The organism is Exilibacterium tricleocarpae (genome assembly GCF_007004655.1).
GTDB classification, from domain to species: Bacteria; Pseudomonadota; Gammaproteobacteria; order Pseudomonadales; family Cellvibrionaceae; genus Exilibacterium; species Exilibacterium tricleocarpae.
Genome location: NZ_ML660105.1, coordinates 116221 through 137292, shown reverse-complemented (window position 1 = coordinate 137292; position 21072 = coordinate 116221). Strand labels below are relative to the sequence as shown.

Genomic DNA, 21072 nt, shown 5'->3' with positions numbered 1-21072 from the left:
GATCGATATCCCAAGGTTTTTCTTGGTCTATTGTTTAACTTAGAGGCAATTTTATTTAGGTACGATTGCGGGTAATCTGAAAGGTAGGTTCCTTTCGGAAAATACTGGCGTAATAGCCCATTAGTATTTTCGTTGGTGCCCCGCTGCCACGGACTGCTTGGGTCACAAAAGTATACGTCCATATTTGTTTCCACTGTAAAGCTAGCGTGAGAGGCCAGTTCTGTCCCTCTATCCCAAGTCAAGCTTTGTCTTAATAAGGCGGGTAATTTCGACATCTGTCGTGAAAGTGCAGAAACAACCTGATCCGTCTTCTTCCCGCTCACTTTAACCAGAACCGTGAATCGAGATGCCCTTTCAACAACAGTGGCAATATAGCTATTTTCTGAACCGGCAATCAGATCACCCTCCCAGTGCCCTGGAATCGCTCGATCTTCTACGTCTGCAGGACGTTCACTAATCGAAACACCATCAACTATTTGCCCTCTGGATGAAACTTTGTGATTTTTTGAGTGGCGGAATTTACGTTTCGTCCGCAAGTGATTACGCATTTCCTTTCGAAAGAGGCCGCGAGTTTGAATAAAGAGGCTTTTGTAGATTGTTTCGTGCGACACGCGCATACTCTCATCGTTTAGAAACTGAATTTTAAGCCAGCCTGAAATTTGTTCCGGAGACCAATCTTCTGAGAGTTTACTCGTTACGACTTGCTTTAGCTTCAGGTTCTTAGCAAGTAATGGCAATTTTGGCCTCCTTGCTCGCTTTCTAGCCGCATTATCTGCTACCACCGCGCGATATTTGTGTATGCCGCCGTTCCTGCTGATCTCTCTGCTAACCGTCGATGGGCTACGGTCTATACTGGCGGCAATTGATCTTAGGCTTTTTCCTGATGCAATTCCTCTGGATATGACTTCTCTTTCTTCGATTGATAATCCGTTGAGTGGGCGATGACGCTCGGCAGGTTCAATCCCTCCGTGGTAGCGAAGGTAGGAGAAGACGGTAGCCGACGGTTTTGCAATCGTCTGTGAAATCACTGCCATTGAGTCCCCTCTTCGCCACATTTCCCATATGACAGCTTTTTTAGGCTCAGTCATCGGATTAGGGTGTTTCATATACTCATACCTCTATGATTGTTGGATTATAGGGTATGTTGCGTTGACCGGTTGAATCCATCTCAGTTAAAAAAGGGGGGATTACCCCACGAACTAACCCTTATCCAATTAAGGTATGCATTTCTACAAAGAGGAGATAGTTTCATAAATTAATCTAACGCCGCCATACACGGCGGCCAACTTGTTGGCCGTCCGGCACGCGCATTTCGCGTGCGAATTTGATGGCCTTGTTAAATGTTTTCACCGTACTTTCTACCGAGTTCTTCCACGAAAGCAGCATAAAATGCTAAACCAAGCTCAGCGATATAAATGGGGTGAAGATCATCTATCCGGTTCTTTAAGTGAGACCACGGTGGGTTGTACCACTTATCCCGATTCTTTATTCGGATCACCTCCGGACTAGTAGGCACTAACTCTGCCTTACCCTCCGCAAACCCGTCTCTCGTTTCTATATTTATGGTGAAAACGCCTTTTTCTAGCCTTGTAGATATACTATCCAAAGCGAAACCCCTACCGCTAGTATCTTTAACTAGAATTTTCAATGGTTTTTCGACGCTCGATGATATGCTGTGCATCTCAGCGTTTCTTGCTTGCTTAAGAAAAATCAACAGCGGGTCTTTTTTCCTAAGCTTTCTGTATGGAGAGACCCAATTTTGAAAACTCTGATCCTTTTTATACTTCCTCTCGTTTACCTCCCACACTTTCTCAAGACGCATCAGAAAGTTTTCCCAACTTTCGCGAAAGTCTTCAAAGCTCTTGGTCGTTTTCATTTTTTCAATTTCAGAAGCCGCTATTCTAAGGTCTCGATCTCTCATATTGGGTACATTTAACGCCTGGCTTTGGGGCTGCCGAAGCGAAGCGTAGGCAGTCCCAGCCACGATAGTGGCGACAACAGCAACTTGTTATGTTACATTAGCACTGCCGCATTATAAATATGGTGCGAGGGAGGGGATTCGAACCCCTCTACGTTCCTATTGGCCAGCAAATACTTCTGGTAATGCCGCATCTCTCGTAAGGGTTGGAATGTCCCACCATGGCCTCGCAAGAACGCCACTCCGCACCATACACATGAATTAACGTTTGTGATTTTCATAGCAAGCTCCTTAAGTTGATTTACGCCAGATTTAACGGTTTCAATTAGCTCAGTCACTTGGGATTCCAACCCAAACGAGATGTCGACATTTACCTCCATATTCACATTTACAGCCAATTCTTTATCGCTCACGCGAAAATTCGTTTTGCAACATAACGCCGCCAGCAGGGGCCGAAAACCAGAGCGAAGCGGCGGTTTTTGGTTCCTCTGGCTGGCTTTGTTAGAGTTTCAGATCGGTAAGACATGCCAATATTTCCTTTGCCTCAACCTTGAGGTCTTTAATCTTTCCAATATTTTCTGGAAGGCTAGCATTGATGAACCTTAGATTCTGATTTTCATTCGGCATTAACGAGATCGCTGTTTCGACTGCCTTCTCATGGCCAAGCCTAGCATCCTTCATTTTTACATCGCGGACTATCTCATTGAACTTGGATTCTATGTTGTACTTCTGCTGTTGAGAGTTCTGAAGTGTCGATAGTTGCTGGAAACTCTTATTGTAGTATTTGAATACTTTAAGACGGAAATCATCGTCGTCGAATAGAACCAAATAATCTCGATTATTGATCACGGTTAACCGAGACTCTAAGAGTTCATTGACCGTGTTAAACCATACAATTTGGCTCTTATCCCACTCATCTATGATTTTGTCGTAGAGCGTAACTGCTAGACTTAGATCATCCTGTATTGCCCGAACAAGGCTCTGCTTTAACCCCTTTATACGTTTCCTTTCTTGCGTAGATTGCAGTAGAACTCCTGCTCCTGCCGCCAAAAGCCCTCCTATAACCGCTGCAACTATTTGCTCCATACTTTTTCCTTGTTGTAACTCTAACGCCCAAAGCAGCGGTTTATCCACTGCCTTTGCTTGTTAGACGGAATTTCACACAATATGTACGATCGAATCACAAGCTCTTCTTGAGCCTCTCTTCGTCTTCGCGGACAACACTCGTCAAGCAGAAGGCCAGAAGCAAGGTCGCGAAGGCTCCGGACCCTCCAGCAACAGCGGAAGGTAGAAAGGCGTCACGCCCAAATACGATCAAAATCGCATTAGCGAACATGGCAACAACGCCAACCAGCACCGTCAAGCCGCCCAATGCCTTGGCACCGTCAGTCATCTTCGCAATTCCAAAAATGAGCGCAGCAAAACCTAGCAAGAGCTTTGCTGCGTAATAGATCATAAAAGACAGGGCTACAACTGATCCTGCCACAAGCCCAAGTGCGTCGAGTTGACTGGCGGCTTCACGAAATGGTCCGAACATAGTGAGACCAATGCTAACCTGCACTACGTTGAGTACCGCACTGAACGCAATGGCAGACCATCCCACCTGATAGTTTTTTGCCTGAACCATCGCGGCGCCGGCAAACGCTATGAGAATAGTGAAAAGAAAACCTTCCAACCCCCATAATAGTTGCCGTGGGATGTTAACCTCGGCGATGTAGAGAGCCGTATAAAACGCCTGCGTAACTGCCAGCGCCAACAACAAATATGATGTGATTTTAACAGTTCGTAAATTCGTAAATTCCATCGTTGTATCCTTTGTATCTTCTATGTCTGGCGCTTGATAGTAACACGGTAGGTTACCTCAACTTTAACACGGTCCGCTTCAGACAATTAGCAGATGGTCAATTGGTGCAACTCACCAAATTCCGTCTAACACCTGGCTCATTTGCAGACTTGGAGCAGCGAAGCTGCGTAAAGGCTGTCAAATGCAGCCACTTGTTAAAAGTGCCTGCTCGATTATGTGGACTGGGGTTCCCAATCCGTGAAACTCAGATACTTCATGGGCACTATTATCAATTATTTTAAGGTATAAGGAGAACATAATGGTTTGTTCCAGTCTTGAGATCCACTTCTGGTCAATTTTACTATGCTCACCTGTAAGACCTCCTTCCACTAAATATCGCCCTAAGTCATCCAAAGAGGGAATATCCCAACGAATTACTGCACCCATCTGATTTTGGCCTGATTTAGTTGGTATCTGGTAGCAAACCAGCTTACCCCATAATGACTCAATGCCTTCAAATTCAGGAAAGAATGAAATACCTATCCAATTCTGATTCATCTCGTGCTTATGTGCAGCAATGACAGCTTTGCCATAAACTAAATGCTCTCCCCAGATATATTCGCCTTTAGATATTGCTCCACGAATCGGTATTGATTTTACAATTGCCCTAGAAAGCAGCTCCTTACAAAAATCAATTAAATTTTCCAGTTCGTTAACATCATCGAATATTCCGATAAAAAGAGTATCTGATATTAGCTGAAAACGAACCAATTGATACTTTTGAGTAAGAGCTCGAATAAGCTCCTGCCAATCATTGATTTTCTCAACTTGTTCTTCTATCTCTAAGTTTGAGATTATTTCTCCAAAACCTAGAATGTCCGCAACAAGAAAATATCCTTGGGTCATACTCGATCTCTTTTGTACTTTTTAACGCCGGTAGCAGAGGCAGCTATGGAGTCGGGAAGCGTCGGAATAGCTGTCCGCTGGCTGCCTTTGTTATAATTTAGTCTTGAAAATAAAAGTACTGAACTGAGCAAGAGCCAGAAGGGTTTGGCCCATAGCCAACCTTTATAATAGACCCCGATGCTCGAGCAGTCAGAAGCATACTAATCCATTCTTTTGCCCCATTGTCAGAGACGCTAAAGGTAAACTGCCAACTATTCCCACATTCTGGTGTAGTAGATCCATTGTCTAAAGTCACAAGTACCACACCGCTACTATTGACGTAAAACCCTTTGACATTTCCATAAAATTCTGTTGCTGAAAATGTAGGTAGTGACAGAATCGTTAATGTGAAAATAATCAGAATGAATTTTTTCATTTATATCTATCCTTGGTCTTATAACGTCGTGTTAATGGGCGTGCGTTTTTTGCACGTCCCAGTGAGCGATAGCGAACGAATTGAACACTTTGTTAGGTGCCTGCCTATTCACTGATTGCTCCCCAACTAAAATAGAACTTCTTTTTGCAGCTTTTGCATACGTAGCCATTTGAGCTAATACTAGGGAATGGGTGCTCCTTGAATAAAGTATTTTTAGTACATTTAGGATTTGGACATTTTGCTGATGCTATCTTATTAAAAACAACCGTTGGAAGATAGCCCGCCAGAAACGAAAACATTCCATGGAAAAGACAACCCCAACAGTCGAGGTTCAATAACAAGAATGCAAGAGCACATTATTCCGACAAGAATAATGGGTTCAAACAATCTAAGTATTGCAATGCTCATTGGACGCCTAACAGTCTGTTTATGAGGAACAAGTCCTCATAATAATTATTATCGGGAATCCCATTTAGTATATTGCGTGAATTCTCAATAGCCGTAACATATTGATTTATAAAAGTTTAAAACCATCCAGCTGCTTGCCATTCATTAAAGAACAAAGAAATTAATTTTAGCATTTAGCTTGACATATAATGCAGAATGCTTACTGTCTATAAAAACAGATTTTCGGAAAAGGAATTCCACATGCTCAAATCACCGTTCCTTCGATCCATCTACCAATACATGCTCGCCAGGCATTATAGCCGTAGAACAATAAAGGCATATCTGTACTGGATCAAGGGATATATTGTATTCAACAGTAAGCGCCACCCCGCTGAGTTTGGCGAAAGCGAAGTAGAAGCTTTCCTGACATACCTATCAGTCAAGCGGCATGTTGCCCCCGGCACACAGTCTGTTGCCCTTAATTCGCTCGTGTTTCTTTACAAAAATATTATCAATCGCCCATTAGGCGATGTTAGTCAATTCCGTCGCGCCAAGCGTGAACCAAAGCTCCCTGTCGTGCTCACTACGGATGAAGTCACTCGCCTGCTTAGTCAATTGAAAGGAACTCACTGGCTGATAACCGCGTTAATGTACGGCTCAGGGCTAAGGAGAGTAGAACTGGCGCGGTTAAGAGTAAAGGATATCGATTTAGACCATCTGCAAATCCGAGTATGGAATGGAAAAGGCGGAAAACATCGGGTTGTTACACTGGCGGAAGAATTAATAGAACCCTTAAAGTTTCAGATCACCCATGTAGAGCGATTGATGAAGGAAGACTCTCTATTACCTGATTACTGTGGTGTGTATATGCCCAATGCATTGGCCGCAAAGTATCCATCGGCGCCGTTCCAGTTGGGCTGGCAATATCTGTTCCCCTCCGGGCGTCGCAGCTTTGAGCCAGGAACAAATACTATACGCCGTCACCATATTGACGAATCTGGAATTAGTAAATTTATTCGCAGCGCTCGGTATAAAGCAGGTATCTCAAAAGAAATCAGCAGCCATACGTTACGCCACTGCTTTGCTACACACCTGCTACAATCAGGGGTAGATATACGCACTGTTCAGGAGCAACTGGGCCATACCGATGTAACGACGACTGAAATATACTCATGTCCTCAAACGAGGAGCACAGGGAGTGCAAAGCCCTTTAAGTCAATTGTAAGTTGCGGCACACACAACTCTTCTGCCTGAGGGGAACGACCGGTTACGTGATAGAGGTGTAAACGGTACGCAACCGGATTAAGGACACTCTAACCTGCCGGTGCAGCAGATGGCCAGACTGTTTTTCAGCGTGGAAGGTTGTTATCACGCCCCCATCAGGCATTGGCAACAATCCGATCCAACACATAACTCAACACCCCCCCGGCCCGATAGTATTCAACCTCCACCGCTGTATCCAGGCGCAGTTGCAGTGTTATCCGGCGCTGCTCACCCGAAGGATAATGAACTGTTGCCGCCAACTGTTGTTTGGGTACCAGTTGGCCATCCAGCCCGGTAATATCAAATTGCTCATCGCCAGTAAGAGACAGTGTTTTTCTGGTTTCTCCCGGCAAAAACTGCAACGGCAGCACCCCCATACCGACCAGGTTGGAACGGTGAATACGCTCAAAGCTCTCGACAATCACCGCCCGCACACCGAGCAGTAACGTCCCTTTCGCCGCCCAGTCGCGACTGGAACCGGTGCCGTATTCCTTACCGGCAATCACTACGGTATCGATATTTCGTGACTGGTAGGCCATCGCGGCATCGTAAATAAACATGGGGTCAGTCTCACCACACAAACGGGTATACCCACCCTCGACCCCGGGCGTCATTTCATTGCGAATGCGAATATTGCCGAAGGTGCCACGCATCATAATCTGGTGATTGCCCCGCCTGGAACCATAGGAATTGAAGTCCGCATCGGCAACGCCTTTGTCACGCAGAAACTGTGCCGCCGGACTATCGGACGGGATGGCGCCGGCCGGCGAGATGTGGTCTGTGGTTACCGAATCGCCCAACAATGCCAACACCGGCGCCTTTGTAATATTTGTGGACTTACCGCGATACTGTTTTTCAAAAAAGGGCGGCAGTTGGATATAAGTGGAATCATCGCCAAACGCATAGGTTGCACTGCTACCGCTATCAATCGCCCGCCAGGTGTCGTCACCCTTGAAGACCTCACTATATTCTTTTTTAAACATGGCGTTATCGATGATCTGCATCAAGTCGGTAATTTCCGCATTGGTCGGCCAGATATCGCGCAAATAGACCGGCTGACCGTCACTGTCCTTACCGAGTGCATCGCGGCTTAAGTCGATACGTGTCGTACCCGCCAGCGCATAGGCGACCACCAGCGGCGGTGAAGCCAGCCAATTGGCTTGCACCAATGGATGTATACGTCCCTCAAAATTGCGATTACCCGACAACACCGAGCAGACAACCAGGTCGTTGGCGGTAACGTTGTCTTCGACCACCTGAGGCAGTGGTCCGGAGTTACCGATACAGGTCGTGCAACCGTAACCGACCAGGTTAAACCCGAGCGTATCCAGGGGTTCCTGCAGGCCGGCCTGTTGCAAATAGTCTGTCACCACCCTGGAGCCGGGAGCCAATGAGGATTTCACCCAGGGCTTGCGCTGCAGACCTTTCGCCAGGGCTTTTTCCGCCACCAAACCGGCAGCGAGCATCACCGCCGGGTTTGACGTATTGGTGCAGGACGTAATGGCAGCAATGACGACATCGCCATGGTGCATCGCCAGTTCCTCGCCCGCCAATTCCCCGCCCGCTAACGGATATTCGGTATCCAACAGCTCAGCCTTGCCGGCCAGCCCGAGAAAATCATCCGTTGCCGTTTTCAAACCGGTCACCGGCACCCGATCCTGCGGGCGCTTGGGCCCGGCCAGGTTGGGTTCCACTGTCGACAGGTCCAAATGCAGGGCAGCGGCAAAATCGGGCACCTGGTAATGTTCATCGCGCCACATACCCTGGGCTTTACTGTAGGCTTCCACCAGCTCGACCTCATCCTGCTCGCGACCGCTCAAGTGCAAATAACGGATCGTTTGCGCGTCCACTGGAAAAAAACCGCAGGTAGCACCGTACTCCGGCGCCATATTGGCAATGGTGGCGCGATCTGCCAGTGGCAGTTGATCCAATCCGGACCCGTAAAACTCCACAAACTTGCCCACCACACCGTGCTTGCGCAGCATCTGTACCACTCTCAGCACCAGATCGGTGGCGGTGATGCCCTCTCGCAACTGCCCGCTCAACTCAAAGCCCACCACGTCCGGAATCAGCATGGAGATCGGTTGCCCCAGCATCGCCGCCTCCGCCTCGATACCCCCGACACCCCAACCCAGTACACCGAGGCCGTTGATCATGGTGGTATGACTGTCGGTACCCACCAGGGTATCGGGGTAGGCGTAAGCTTCACCATCGATGGACTGACTCCAGGTTACCTTGGCCAGGTATTCCAGGTTGACCTGGTGACAAATACCCGTGCCTGGCGGTACGACGCTGAAATTGTCAAAAGCACCCTGCCCCCATTTCAAAAACTGGTAGCGTTCGTGATTGCGCTGCATTTCAATCGCCACGTTTTCCTCAAAGGCACTACCACTGGCAAATTTGTCAATACTGAGCGAGTGGTCGATCACCAGATCGACTTTGGACAAGGGGTTAATTTTCTCCGGATCAACCCCACGTTTTACCAGGGCATCACGCATCGCCGCAAGATCCACTACCGCCGGCACGCCGGTGAAATCCTGCATCAGCACCCGCGCCGGATGATAGGCAATCTCCTGCTCACTGCCGCAACCGGCACTGGCAACCAGGGCTTCGATATCATCGCGACTGCAGCTGACACCATCTTCATGGCGCAGCAGATTTTCCAGTAGAATTTTGGTTGTCATCGGCAAGCGGGCAATATCGGGGCGAGAGGCTAACTCGCCGCCATTAAGTGCAAAATAGCGAAACTGTCTGCCGTTGACATTCAGTGTACTCAGCGTATTAAACGAATTTGTGGAAGGCATAGTGGTCTCTCTGCGATTTGTTGCTAAGCTTGGGAATAATCCGCCCTCAAAAGTCCCAGAAGGTATCCTGACATCAGTCCTGTAGTCATCGACGAGAAAAGGTATGTTATTGGCGCTTCTTGCTGAAAGAGTTGCAGGGTTCCTGGGGTGCCTATTCTTTCCATCAATGTGCTCTTTCCCGTCAATGTGCGTTTGGGTGTCGCCAGGCAATATAGCGTCCCAACCACCAGTCGCCGCTGCAAGCGCCGGGAAAACCAGCCGGCCTGGGTAAAGGCGTCGCTCAATAAATCAATACCGGTCTGTAGAGTACCATCATCCTTAATTAAACTCGATACCTGTAACGCAATCGCGCAGCCAGTTAAGCTTATCAACAGCCATACAATGAGCATGGATTTGTTCCCTGTAAAAAAGGCCGCTGCTCACACCGGCATCGATATCTTCAACAATCCTCAGGCCGGACAATACCGCCGCCGCGAGCGCCACTCGGCCAATCGGGCATATAGACAGCACAGACCCATCGATTTTTTTGATCAACGGAAAGACAGCTGATTTTCTCGAGGCTAACCTCAACCCCGGTGAAAAGTGGCAGGATTTTATCGGCGGAGCACCGCGCTTTTTGGAGTTTATCAGCACAGAATTGTTGCCCACGTTATGTAACAGGTATGCCATCGCAACCAGTGATGTTACTTTGGCCGGCAACTCTGCAGCGGGGGTTTTCGCCGCTTATACATTATTTTCTCCCGACAAACCATTTCAAAAATATATGATTTCAAGCCCTGCAATGGCCTACGGTGATGGCGAAATATTTCGTCGCGAAGCACACTGGGCAAAAGCAAACCAGGACCTAACCGCTCAAGTCTATATGGGCGCCGGCTCCAGAGAGTTAAACAATATCTTTTACGAGAGTTTAGGCCTGATTGTCAGCGGCATGTCGAAGTTAAACGGTGTGCTGTTGGCAAGAAACTATGCAAGCTTAGAGTTATTTAGCGATGTCTATAACGACACAGGGCATATCGACAGTTTGTTTTCGAATGTTGCCGAGGGATTGCGTCGCCTGCACCCCAAACAACAATTCTTGCAGGCATCGTTTCTTTAAAGAACAATGGCGGCAGTTTATTTAATTTGCGCTTACTTTAAACCCTTTTAGCTAGCGGGTAAATTGAGACCCACTACCCACTTATTCTGCCTTGTGAAGCTCAGTGCAATGAAGCCAAATTGACATTCTTGTTAAGTAATTTACTTTGTCTGAAGTAGAACACTGATTTCTCTACTTCCTGACTATAATTTATTCGTAACATAACTTTTTCCACTGACGAAATTCAGAAGGACTCATACCAACTTGTTTGCGAAACAAGCGTCGAAACACCGAATCATCAGAATAACCAAGCTCTATAGCGATAGAGTTGATAGGCTGATTGCTGGTGTGTAGCAAGGTTTTTGCCATATCTATACGCACTCTATCGATCACCGATTTTGGTGTTTCACCCGTTAGCTGCTTAATTCGACGATTCAGCGTTCGCTCAGATACAGCCAATTCAGATGCTAGTTGAGCGGTGCTTATAGGTGGATTTAGGTTCTGCCGGATTTTATGTTCCGCTTCCATTAAAAATGGATCTGCAGACATTAAATGTCCCTGTGGAATATACTTGTTTTGGGAATTAGGGACGGTATCAACTACCGCAAAATCTGCTACACGATTGGCCACCTCACTTCCTGCTAATGCGCGAATAGTTCGCAAACAAATATCAACCCAAGATAAGGGGCCACCGGAAGTAACGATATTTCCATCTTGGACCAAAGGGCTACCCCAAGCAGTATTAGCTTCCGGGAAACGCCTGATCAGTTCGTAATATAGCCACCAAGTAGTTGTGCAACGCCGCTTATTCAGTAACCCCGCCTCACCCAATACAAATGCGCCACTGCAAGAACCGCCCAACATCGCACCATTAGCAAATTGGCGCTTAAGCCAATTCTGACAAGTATTGGTGGTTATGTCTTGCGGAGGCAAACCGCTTTTATCCGGTACAAAGCCAGGAATCAACACAGCCTCACAGAGATCAATATCTTGAATGGCACAATCAGGCTTAAAATCTCTGCCCTGCCCATCAACGATGGGGTGACCATCCATACTCGCCGTAAGCACTCTTGGCTGCCAATAATCAGGCTCAATACACTGATTAATGGCACCGTTTCTACTGCAGTCTGGCGAATGCTTTTGGCTTATATTAGCTAGAGCTAACATATCCACAAGCCCGATCAAACCAGACGGTAGGGCATGATCAAAAGCCAAGACAATCAGTGTGTGGTGATTCATATTCTTCTACACCCTAGGCTCAGAAAAAGCAGAGATTGGCAGATTATGCACGCTAAATGACATTTTTGCCACTAATGGAGTTTTCAACGGACCAATATAGTAGCCACTCATTTCATCGACCGGAGATAATCCTATGACTACGATCAACAAGGCTATTTTGGCAATCATTGAAGCGAAGCCAGAGCATGCCGCAGATCTGGAAGCCTTACTTAACAGCGCCGTCGCTTTAGCTAATCAAGAAGCCAAGACTATCACGTGGTATGCCTTTAAATTAGGTGACACCCGTTTCGGAATTTTTGATACCTTTGCCGACGATGAAGGTCGCCAAGCCCATTTAAACGGTGATATTGCCAAGGCCTTACTGGGTAAAGCCGATGAGTGGTTGACGCAAGCACCAGATATCATGATGGCCGATACACTAGCGGTTAAACTAGCCTAGTACCTGAAAATAACAACATTAATAAGGGCAGACTTTTTCTGCCCTTGGTATAACTCTGGGTCAGTACCCAAACAATTAAGTGCTATTCAAATATAGGAGATATTCTATGACATCAAAAAATCAAAGAGACGCTGTTTTAAAAGCAGTAAATGCTGCTAGTTCCACTTGGAAATCTGCTTTTAATGCAGGTGATGCCGCGGGCTGTGCAATTCAGTATGAAAAAAATGCGAGTATGCGGGCTGAACCGTTTGGAGCCTTCACTGGCAGAGAGGCGATTCAGGCATTTTGGCAGAATCTCATTAACGAAGGGTATAGTGAAGTAGACTATATTGAGCCAAAAATTGAAGTGATTAATTCATCTAGCGCTGTTTTGAAGTCAGGCTGGAAAATGAATAAAGCTGGCGGTGTGATTCATAAAGAATTGTGGGTCATACAAGAAGACGGTACGGCAAAGTTACGAGAAGATCACTTTGAAGTGGTTTAATTTTCGCTTAGGCTTATTGCTATGTTTACGACATCTAATTAATGCAAGAGGATTGAAATGCCTAGTGCATACATAGTTGTTGCAGCAACACACGAAAGAAAAAACTACGTCTTGGTAGGAAAGAAGTTTCCTGTAATACCCAAAAACGGGGGGAAAGTACAGGATTTATCGCACACTTCGCTTTCTGACGCTAAGGCGGACTAACTGATAAACAGCGTGCAAAATAGGGGGTTTTTCAGGTAATTACATGACTTAACAGGGAACTTTACGACCGTCCCACGCAAAGACACAGCCACTGTCTGCAGGTGTCAAATTCTCAATAACACCCGCCAGTTTGGTAACAGCGTGCTGTGGACTAAAGAGTTGTTGCGCCGGGACATTTCGCTGAAACGGCTTGGACAGTCGGCTGTCGACGGTTCCCGGGTGCAGACCGACGACAATAGCGTCTTTATACCGCCGGGCCATTTCAATGCTCGCAGTTTTAATCATCATGTTCAGGGCAGCTTTGGAAGCGCGATAACCGTACCAACCACCAAGGCGATTATCACCGATACTGCCGACGCGGGCAGACAGTGCGGCAAAAACGGCGCGCTGCTTCCGCTGCAGCTTCGGCAAGAAGTATTTGCCCGCCAACGCCGGCACAATCGTATTAACAAAGAATATTTTTTCCAGATTAACGGCAGTTAAGTCACGCAACCCTTTTTCCGGCCCCATGGTTTCATCGTGGAGCAACCCCGTAGCCACTACCACGAGGTCAAAAGCACCTGATTGCGCCGCCCTGCCTGCTGCGTCGCTGAAAGAAGACTCATCGGTATAGTCAACCGGGTAAAACTTAATATTTTTTGCGCTAAGCGTGGTCTCAGACCGGGAAAGTAGATGAATCGAACAGTTTTGCTCTTTAGCATAGTGTTCGGCAAAGGCCGTGCCTATCGCACCTGAGGAACCGATAATAACTATATTACGGAATGTCATAGTAACAATCGCCTGTCCATTCACAGTATCGGAATGAAACTGTCTGCTTAGTCTGCCACACTGATAACCACAGAATCCGCCGAGCGAGAGGCATCGCCGTGGTGCACCGCCTCGATATTACGGAAAGAACGGGAGCATGATATCGAGAATTGTCGCTGCTGCAGGTCTCGCTGCGCCCGGCAGTTATGAAACAGCGTCCATGCATATCTCACTGATCAACGGTAAAAACCACTGCGCGGCCGGCGGCCGCAGCTTTCGCATAGAGCGGCGACAATCGTTCAAACCAGTGCCATGTGTATTCAAAATCCTCATCATCCAAGTCTACATCGTAGTCATTCGGGTCTATTTGAAAGTATCTGGCCCGCATAAAGTCCCTATCCACATCGCCAATCGCTGCGGCGATCTCCTGCACCTGCGCCGGTGTCACCAGGGAGACGATATAGTCATCACCCCGGTGCAGTTGCCTGCCGCCTAAAATCACCCGATTGAGCGGCGGCTTGCCATTGGCGAACGCCAGCTTGCCGTCGGTCAAACACCGGTGCATCGCGTCCCAGGCCTTGTCCGTCTCCCGCAGCCATTCCTTATCCCACTGCTCCTCTATGTCTTCCTGAATAAAATCGATAACGTCCTCATCGGATTCCAGTTGGCAGAGTTTTTCATACTGCTGATCCGAAAGCGCAAAGTGCACACCTCTACAGGCCATGGTTATCTCCTTTTGCAAACTCAGATACACAAAGCAGGCGCGACATCCTGCCTAAAGCCCCATCGCCTGTTTGACGACCGCATTTTTCAACACCGGCAGCGAATCCAGGCGCGACATACCGCGGTTGCGCAGCCAGCGGATCGGCAGCGCGCGGGTGCCGAACAGGCGCTTAAAGCCTTCCATCACCGCCATCATTCCCAGATTGTGGGACTGGCGCCGGCGCTGATAGCGCCGCAACACCGAGAAGTCCGCCAGCGGGACTTGCCGCTGCACAGCCCGCACCACCTCCTCGCCCAGCACCGCCGCATCCAGCAACCCCAGATTGACACCCTGTCCGGCCAGCGGGTGAATGGTATGGGCGGCGTCGCCCACCAGGGCAATCGTCGGTTGCACATAGTCCACCGCATGGCGCTGGCGCAGCGGGATGCAAAAACGCTCGGCGCTGTCGGTCACCGCGCCCAGTCGATATTCAAACGCCTGCGCCAGACGCCCATTGAACGCGTCACTGTCGAGTTCCATCAGATCGTCGGCCAGCGCCTGCTGTGCCGACCAGACGATGGAGCAGTAGTGATCGTCGCCGGCGGCGGTCTGCAGCGGTAAAAACGCCAGCGGGCCAGTGTCCAGGAACCGCTGCCAGGCGGTGAACTGATGACTCCGCTCAGTTTTTACCGTAGTCACTATCGCTTTATGGCCATAATTCCACTCGCGGGTTTTAAACCCAACAAATTGTCGTATTTGGGAATTGGCACCATCGGCAGCAACCAACAGCGCCGCCGCAAGCGCCCGGCCGGATTCGAGGCTGACCGCCACCGTGTCCGGCGCCCGGCGCTCAACGCCGCTAACCTTCTCGGGGTGCAGCAACTCGACGCCCGGCAGCGCCTCGAGACGCTGCCACAACGCCGCCAGCACCACACTGTTTTCCACGATATGGCCCAGGCAATCCTGTTGCACCTCGCGGGCATCGAAATGAATGGCGCCGGTACCTTCGGCATCCCAAACATGCATATCCGTGTAAGGACACAGCCGGGCGCCGGTCACCAGCTCCCAGGCGCCGAGGCGCTGTAAATATCGCTGTGATGCGCAGGTCAGCGCCACTACCCGGGGGTCAAAGTCATCACCGGCGAACACATCCGGCGCGCCGCCCGCCTCCACAATACCGATACGCAGGTGAGCGGTGGCCGGGTGGCCCGCCAATGCGCAGGCCAGGGATGCACCCACCAGACCGGCGCCGGCAATCAAGATATCAAACTGGTGTTCGGTTACGGCCATAGTGAAAGTCGAACCAAGGTTAAAAAAGGGTTGCGCCGGGGACTATCCGCCACTGCGGCACCACCTGCCGAAATAGTACTATCGAGCACAATGGACTTGTCAAACGCAGTGGCGCCATCAACCGACGCGCACTATCAACTGCTGTGACGCAACCGGGCCCGGCGACCGGCGTGTCCCATGGTTTGCTGCTCCAGCCACGCCTTTGCCGGGGGCAGCAGATCGAGACCGAAAAAACCGAGGTTGCGCAGTACGGCGGCGGGCAACCGGGAGGTGGAAAACAACCGGGTTATGGTATCACTAAAACCCGTCGTCAATAATTGATCCCGCGCCTGCCGCTCGACATAGGTCTGCAAGACGGACAACTCGCCGGGCCCCTGACCCCGGCCCTGCGCCTCGGACAGTGTCTCGGCCAGGGCGGCACAGTCGCGCAGTGCCAGGTTGAAACCCTGGCCGGCCACCGGGTGCAGGAAATGCGCCGCGTTACCCATGACGGCCAGTGCCGAACGCACCTGCTCCGCAGCCGTGATCAATTGCAGGGGGTAGGCGTGGCGCTGGCCGGCACGGGTGAATCGGCCCAGGCGAAAGCCGAAACACGACTGCAAGCGCTGCAAAAACTCCCGCTCATCGAGTGCCATAATCTCCTCGGCACGGGCGCTGGGGCGGGTCCAGACCAGGGCACCGCGACCGCAGTCCCGCGGCCCTTGCAGCGGCAATATCGCCAGCGGGCCCCGCTCGGTAAAGCGCTCGTAGGCAACACCGGCATGGGGCTGTTCGAAGGCGACATTGGCAATCACCGCGCTCTGATGATAATCGGTCACCGTAACGTCGATACCCAGCGCCGAGCGCAGCGGTGACTGCGCCCCGTCGGCGACAACCGCCAGGCGGCAGCGCAGGCGTTGCGGTTCGCCGTCACCACGCAAATCCAGTACGGCACCGCGGCGATCAAAACGCAGGGCCTCTACCGTGGCCGGCGCCAGACAGCGGATATTGTCCTGCTGTCCCAGGCGTTGCAGCAACACTGAACCCAGCCAGGCATTTTCCACCACATACCCCAGCGCCTCCAACCCGTGCTCGCCGCTGTCGATCAGGGTACCGCCGAGGTGCCCGCGGTCGGACACATGCACCTGCCGGATGGGAGTGGCGTGTTGAGCCAGGATCGACCAGACCCCGAGCCCCTCCAGCACCGCGGCGCTGCCGGCGGCGATGGCGGTGGACCGGGCGTCGAAGCTCGGTTGGTAGTGAGGCTGTTGCGGGGCGGCAAGCGGCAGGGCTTCGATCAGGGTCACTCGCCAATCGTGTCGTTCAGCGGCAAGCAGCAGCGCCAGCGTCGCCCCCACCATACCGCCACCAACGATAGCGATATCGGTTTCGGTGTCTTCCAGAACAGTGCGCGGCGCTGGGGACATAGCAAAAAAACCTGTTTTTACCGCCACTTACGCATCAGCGGAAGTGGCTATAGATATTAAACAATCGCGCCGGCACCGGCGGCAAAAACGCGCCTGCAAAACCGGGTCTGCAGCGGGGTATTTGTTTACCCTGCTGCTTTTACATTAACCAGTCGCCGCCTGTGCCATCAAAGCCTCGATCTCGGCGACGGTTTTCGGCACGCCGGCAGACAACACTTCACAGCCGTCTTTCGTCACCACCACATCATCCTCAATTCGAATACCGATGCCGCGCCACTTCTTTCTCACGCTCTGCTCGTGCGGCGAAATATAGATACCCGGCTCCACCGTCATACACATACCGGGCTCCAGCACCCGCCATTCGCCCCCCACTTTATAGTCCCCCACATCGTGCACGTCCATACCGATCCAGTGACCGATGCGGTGCATATAAAATGTTTTGTAGGTCTCGGCTTCTATCAGCGCGTCCACCTCGCCCTCCAGCAGGCCCAGTTCCACCAGGCCCTCGGTAATGGTGCGCACCGATACCTCGTGGGGCAGATTCCAGTGATTGCCCGGTTTGATCACTTCGATGGCGGCCAGTTGCGCCCGCAGACACACCTCGTAGAGGGCCTTCTGTTCAGCACTGAAAGTACCGTTGACGGGAAAAGTGCGGGTAATGTCGGCGGCGTAATGCTCCAGTTCACCGCCGGCATCGATCAGCACCAGATCGCCGTCGCGCAGCTTCGCGCTGTTGTCCACATAGTGCAAAATGCAACCGTTTGGACCTCCACCGACAATGGTGTTATACGCCTGGTGGCGGGCGCCGGCCGTGGCAAAACCGTAGTGCAGCTCAGCCTCCAACTGGTATTCGTATAGACCGGGGCGACAGGCCTGCATGGCACGCCGGTGGGCCGCGGCGGAAGCTTCTCCCACCTCGCGCATAACCCGCAGCTCAGCGGCGCTTTTATACAGGCGCATATCGTGTAGAAAATGATCGAGGTCGAGAAACTCACCCGGCGGCATGGCGCCGGTGCGCACCTGCGCGCGGATGGTGTTTACCCACCCCATTACCCGCCGATCGAAGTCGCCGTCTTTACCCATGGCGTAGTAAAGGCGCTCGCGGCCCTCGATCAGGCCGGGCAGGATATCGTCGATATCGTCAATCGGGAAAGCATCGTCGGCACCGTATTGCTGACAGGCGCCTTCGGGGCCGGCCCGATACCCGTCCCAGACCTCCTTGTCTTTGTCGCGCTCACGACAAAACAGCACGTATTCGCCGTGCTCGCGCTCCGGCAACAGCACCAACACCGCCTCCGGCTCTCCAAAGCCCGAGAGGTAATAAAAATCACTGTCCTGGCGGTAGGGGTACTCGGTGTCGCGACTGCGCACCCGCTCCGGTGCCGCCGGCAAGATGGCGATGCTGTTGGGTTCCATCTGGTCCATCAGCGCTTTGCGGCGCCGGCTGAATTCTTGCTTGCTGATACGCATAGGCGATAGGGATTTTCCGGTAAAAAGTGATTGTCAGTGCAGTTGTCGATCAGAGACCGGCGCCGGCTCGGCAGCGGCAAATTCCATAAACAGGGTCAGGGTTGCCATACGTACATATTCTACCAATTGCATGTACTGGGCTTCAGCCTCGTCATCGTCCTCCTCATCGGTGCCGATCTGCACGATGGCGGCGAAATCCCGCAGCGCATCGGAGGCATCGGCCGAGAGCTGCTGGCGGCCGTCGATACCGGCACTGCCAAAACCACTGAGAAACCCGTGACACCACTGGCTCAGCGCGGTCAGGCGCTGCTCCAGCTCGGTATCGTCATCGGGCAGTTGCAGCTCCAGCCCGAAGCCGTCGTCCTGTAATTGCGCCAGCGTCACCGCGTGGAGCTGTTCCAGCGCTATGGCCGCTGCGCCTGCGGCCTCACCCGCCAGGTCGAGAAACTCCCAGGCCACCGCCAACCATCGCTGCCCATCCAGGCGGGCGCCGCCGCTGAGTTTGCCGCACAACAAACCGTGCAGTTCCGCCGGGCTGTTGAGGGCGCCCAGGGGCAGCAGCACATCACACAAATCATCGAACGCCATCAGGTGGTCGAGGTCGGACATGGTAGTAGGATTCCCTGCGACTTGCGATAGCGGGCATCCTACCACGATTAAGGCCGCACTCCGACCGGTGCCGGCCGCCGCAACAAGGGTCTGTGACAGCGCTGCCAAACCGCATCGCCAAACCCAAAAATACCCTATTTTTTCGATGTATAGGTCATAGTTTCTAGAATCAGCCTGAAGATTTGTTGACCGGCTATAGAAGCCGCAATATAGTGTCTTATGCACTGACTGCTTACTGATTAGACTATTACAGACCAGACTATGACAGATCACGCCTTCGGGTCCCTTGACCTTCAACAGTCTCTGGAAACCAAACTGGATAAGCTGGTCGTTCTCTGTGAGCACCTGTTACAGGAAAATCAGTCCCTAAAGACACGGGAGTCGGATTGGCTGCGCGAGCGCACTCGCTTAATGGAAAAGAACGAGCTGGCACGCACCCGGGTCGAGGCCATGATCACCCGTTTGAAAAGTCTTGAAGAGGAAACTTAGGGTGCAACGCCGGCGCGTCGACGGCCAGGGCCCCTGAGGAGAAGCCACCGTGTCCACCCCCACTGAAACGGTTTACGTCAACATACTCGATAAGGAGTACCAGGTCGCCTGCCCGCCGCGCGAGCGCGATGCGCTGCTGCAGTCGGCGCGGGAGCTGGACCAGCGTATGCGCGCCATTAAGACCGGCGGTAGTGTTATCGGGCTGGAACGCATCGCGGTGATGGCGGCGCTCAACCTGTGCCACGAGCTACTCGCCCTGAAACGGGACCTGGGCCACCGGGAGCTCGACGATAACCTGCTGCAACGCCTGTCCGATAAACTGGATCAGGCCCTCGAACACCTGAGCTGATCGGTAGAGGCCGGCGCCAGATTAACGATGCAGGCCAAATACAAGCGAATATATAGCGCCCTATGCTTAATTCCCGGCATCCGTCAAGATTCTTCCCACCGCCAATCTACGTTATAATGGCGCCGCCCTGGGTTGTTTGCCAGTTAACGAGTCCTCGAGCCGATATTTTTATCCCGGGGGTTCCTTGCTGATGTTGGTGTGCAGGTCCGCGCGACGGAAAGCCTTATACATCACTTGGGCCACCACCTTGAACCATCGGGTTCAAGGCCAAGTTAACAGCGGCAATTGCGGGGCTACTTCATTCTGTGAAGTTTCTCCTTCTGCAACTTATCAAACAGCGACTTATTCCTCAGAAACTCACCCCTTGGCTACTGGCCCGAGAGCCACTTGTCTCGCAAAAACGCTGTGAACAGATCGCAATTGCGCCGTGTAATGCGCGCCCGCCGGCGGCAACTGACACCGCAACAACAGGCGCTCGCCGCCCGTCGCCTGATGCGACTGCTGCGCCGCCAACCGCTGTTTGTGCGCAGTCGACATATCGCGTTCTACCTCGCCAGTGACGGCGAGATCAACCCCGCACCGCTACTGGAATTGGCCTGGCGAGCCGGCAAATGCTGCTACCTGCCGGCACTCGCACGGGGCGCCGACGGGCGGCTGCGGTTTGCCCGCTATCGGCCCGGTTCGCGCCTGCGGCCGAATCGCTATGGCATACCGGAGCCAGCCATCACCGCCGGCAACTGCCTGCCCGCGGCGGCCCTCGACCTGGTCTTGCTGCCGCTGGTGGCCTTCGATCCCAGCGGCGCCCGACTCGGTATGGGCGGCGGCTACTACGACCGCACCTTTGCGTTCAAGCAGCGCCTGCCCGCACAACAACCCTATCTGCTGGGCCTGGCCCATCAGTGCCAGCAGGTCGAGGCACTGGCCACCGCCCACTGGGATATTCCCCTGCATGCGGTGGCCACCGACGGCGGGCTGATCCCCTGCACGGCAAGCGCAAACCGGCGCAACTTCAGCCCCGGTGACAGACGCTGGCAGTCGCCAAAGTCCGGCGAACGGCTATCAAAATTGGCGATTTTAGACAGTCGGTAGTGG

Annotated in this window: 22 protein-coding genes and 1 other RNA gene; 9 read left to right on the top strand and 14 right to left on the bottom strand. The window is 51.8% G+C overall.

The genetic code is table 11. From position 1 onward, the window contains the following. The 6 genes from FKG94_RS23275 to FKG94_RS23250 form a co-directional block, all read right to left on the bottom strand. Positions 1-1106, bottom strand: a 1106-nt coding sequence (locus FKG94_RS23275) for an IS30 family transposase (protein WP_142929353.1), incomplete at its 3' end; no start/stop codon positions are given. Positions 1107-1336: 230 nt separating this feature from the next. Continuing rightward, positions 1337-1921, bottom strand: coding sequence for a hypothetical protein (locus FKG94_RS23270; RefSeq protein WP_142929352.1), 585 nt, complete (start codon positions 1919-1921; stop codon positions 1337-1339). A 498-nt stretch (positions 1922-2419) separates the two neighbouring features. After that, entirely contained in the window at positions 2420-3052 is a 633-nt protein-coding gene (locus tag FKG94_RS23265; protein WP_142929351.1) for a hypothetical protein, read from the bottom strand. A gap of 46 nt (positions 3053-3098) precedes the next feature. After that, positions 3099-3722 carry a thiamine biosynthesis protein ThiC gene (locus tag FKG94_RS23260; protein ID WP_142929350.1) on the bottom strand — a complete coding sequence of 208 codons (624 nt, stop codon included), beginning with the start codon at positions 3720-3722 and terminating at the stop codon, positions 3099-3101. 177 nt (positions 3723-3899) lie between these two features. Then, a complete protein-coding gene (locus FKG94_RS23255) occupies positions 3900-4607 on the bottom strand; it encodes a hypothetical protein (protein ID WP_142929349.1) in 708 nt (235 codons plus the stop codon). 97 nt (positions 4608-4704) lie between these two features. After that, positions 4705-5022 carry a hypothetical protein gene (locus FKG94_RS23250; RefSeq protein WP_142929348.1) on the bottom strand — a complete coding sequence of 106 codons (318 nt, stop codon included), beginning with the start codon at positions 5020-5022 and terminating at the stop codon, positions 4705-4707. A gap of 648 nt (positions 5023-5670) precedes the next feature. On the opposite strand from FKG94_RS23250, the gene FKG94_RS23245 reads away from it, so the two are divergent. After that, entirely contained in the window at positions 5671-6663 is a 993-nt protein-coding gene (locus FKG94_RS23245) for an integron integrase (RefSeq protein ID WP_246125344.1), read from the top strand. 125 nt (positions 6664-6788) lie between these two features. Here FKG94_RS23245 and acnA read toward each other — a convergent pair whose 3' ends face one another. After that, positions 6789-9476: an aconitate hydratase AcnA gene (gene acnA, locus FKG94_RS23240; RefSeq protein WP_142929347.1), complete on the bottom strand. Its 2688-nt coding sequence runs from the start codon at positions 9474-9476 to the stop codon at positions 6789-6791. Between the two features lie 147 nt (positions 9477-9623). On the opposite strand from acnA, the gene FKG94_RS28795 reads away from it, so the two are divergent. Then, positions 9624-10025, top strand: coding sequence for a hypothetical protein (locus FKG94_RS28795; protein WP_179957775.1), 402 nt, complete (start codon positions 9624-9626; stop codon positions 10023-10025). Beyond that, complete coding sequence (locus FKG94_RS23235; RefSeq protein WP_179957774.1) at positions 10003-10572, top strand: alpha/beta hydrolase; 570 nt, start codon at positions 10003-10005, stop codon at positions 10570-10572. Before FKG94_RS28795 ends, FKG94_RS23235 begins: the two co-directional genes overlap by 23 nt. Before the next feature lie 189 nt (positions 10573-10761). Here the strand turns inward: FKG94_RS23235 and FKG94_RS23230 are convergent, their stop codons facing one another. Beyond that, entirely contained in the window at positions 10762-11790 is a 1029-nt protein-coding gene (locus FKG94_RS23230; RefSeq protein WP_142929345.1) for a GlxA family transcriptional regulator, read from the bottom strand. Positions 11791-11923: 133 nt separating this feature from the next. On the opposite strand from FKG94_RS23230, the gene FKG94_RS23225 reads away from it, so the two are divergent. Then, the gene (locus FKG94_RS23225; protein ID WP_142929344.1) at positions 11924-12229 is read left to right on the top strand and encodes a putative quinol monooxygenase; all 306 of its coding nucleotides are present in this window, start codon (positions 11924-11926) and stop codon (positions 12227-12229) included. Between the two features lie 106 nt (positions 12230-12335). Further along, complete coding sequence (locus FKG94_RS23220; protein ID WP_142929343.1) at positions 12336-12713, top strand: Cif family virulence factor; 378 nt, start codon at positions 12336-12338, stop codon at positions 12711-12713. A gap of 252 nt (positions 12714-12965) precedes the next feature. Here FKG94_RS23220 and FKG94_RS23215 read toward each other — a convergent pair whose 3' ends face one another. The 6 genes from FKG94_RS23215 to FKG94_RS23190 form a co-directional block, all read right to left on the bottom strand. Further along, positions 12966-13685: an SDR family NAD(P)-dependent oxidoreductase gene (locus FKG94_RS23215; protein ID WP_142929342.1), complete on the bottom strand. Its 720-nt coding sequence runs from the start codon at positions 13683-13685 to the stop codon at positions 12966-12968. Between the two features lie 208 nt (positions 13686-13893). Continuing rightward, positions 13894-14388 (bottom strand): YfbM family protein, encoded by a 495-nt coding sequence (locus tag FKG94_RS23210; RefSeq protein WP_142929341.1) that lies wholly within the window; start codon positions 14386-14388, stop codon positions 13894-13896. A 51-nt stretch (positions 14389-14439) separates the two neighbouring features. Further along, the gene (locus tag FKG94_RS23205; RefSeq protein ID WP_142929340.1) at positions 14440-15657 is read right to left on the bottom strand and encodes an FAD-dependent monooxygenase; all 1218 of its coding nucleotides are present in this window, start codon (positions 15655-15657) and stop codon (positions 14440-14442) included. Between the two features lie 134 nt (positions 15658-15791). Next, the gene (ubiH, locus tag FKG94_RS23200; RefSeq protein WP_142929339.1) at positions 15792-17063 is read right to left on the bottom strand and encodes a 2-octaprenyl-6-methoxyphenyl hydroxylase; all 1272 of its coding nucleotides are present in this window, start codon (positions 17061-17063) and stop codon (positions 15792-15794) included. A 144-nt stretch (positions 17064-17207) separates the two neighbouring features. After that, positions 17208-18533, bottom strand: a complete 1326-nt coding sequence (gene pepP, locus FKG94_RS23195; RefSeq protein WP_142929338.1) for a Xaa-Pro aminopeptidase — start codon at positions 18531-18533, stop codon at positions 17208-17210. Positions 18534-18566: 33 nt separating this feature from the next. Further along, a complete protein-coding gene (locus FKG94_RS23190; RefSeq protein WP_142929337.1) occupies positions 18567-19142 on the bottom strand; it encodes a UPF0149 family protein in 576 nt (191 codons plus the stop codon). 261 nt (positions 19143-19403) lie between these two features. Between FKG94_RS23190 and FKG94_RS23185 the strand changes: the two genes are divergently transcribed. From FKG94_RS23185 to FKG94_RS23170, 4 genes are all read left to right on the top strand, one after another. After that, positions 19404-19631 carry a TIGR02449 family protein gene (locus tag FKG94_RS23185; RefSeq protein ID WP_142929336.1) on the top strand — a complete coding sequence of 76 codons (228 nt, stop codon included), beginning with the start codon at positions 19404-19406 and terminating at the stop codon, positions 19629-19631. 49 nt (positions 19632-19680) lie between these two features. After that, positions 19681-19980: a cell division protein ZapA gene (locus FKG94_RS23180; protein WP_142929335.1), complete on the top strand. Its 300-nt coding sequence runs from the start codon at positions 19681-19683 to the stop codon at positions 19978-19980. Between the two features lie 121 nt (positions 19981-20101). Further along, positions 20102-20278: non-coding RNA, 6S RNA (gene ssrS, locus FKG94_RS23175), on the top strand. A gap of 107 nt (positions 20279-20385) precedes the next feature. Further along, the gene (locus tag FKG94_RS23170) at positions 20386-21069 is read left to right on the top strand and encodes a 5-formyltetrahydrofolate cyclo-ligase (protein ID WP_246125342.1); all 684 of its coding nucleotides are present in this window, start codon (positions 20386-20388) and stop codon (positions 21067-21069) included. Positions 21070-21072 lie beyond the last annotated feature (3 nt).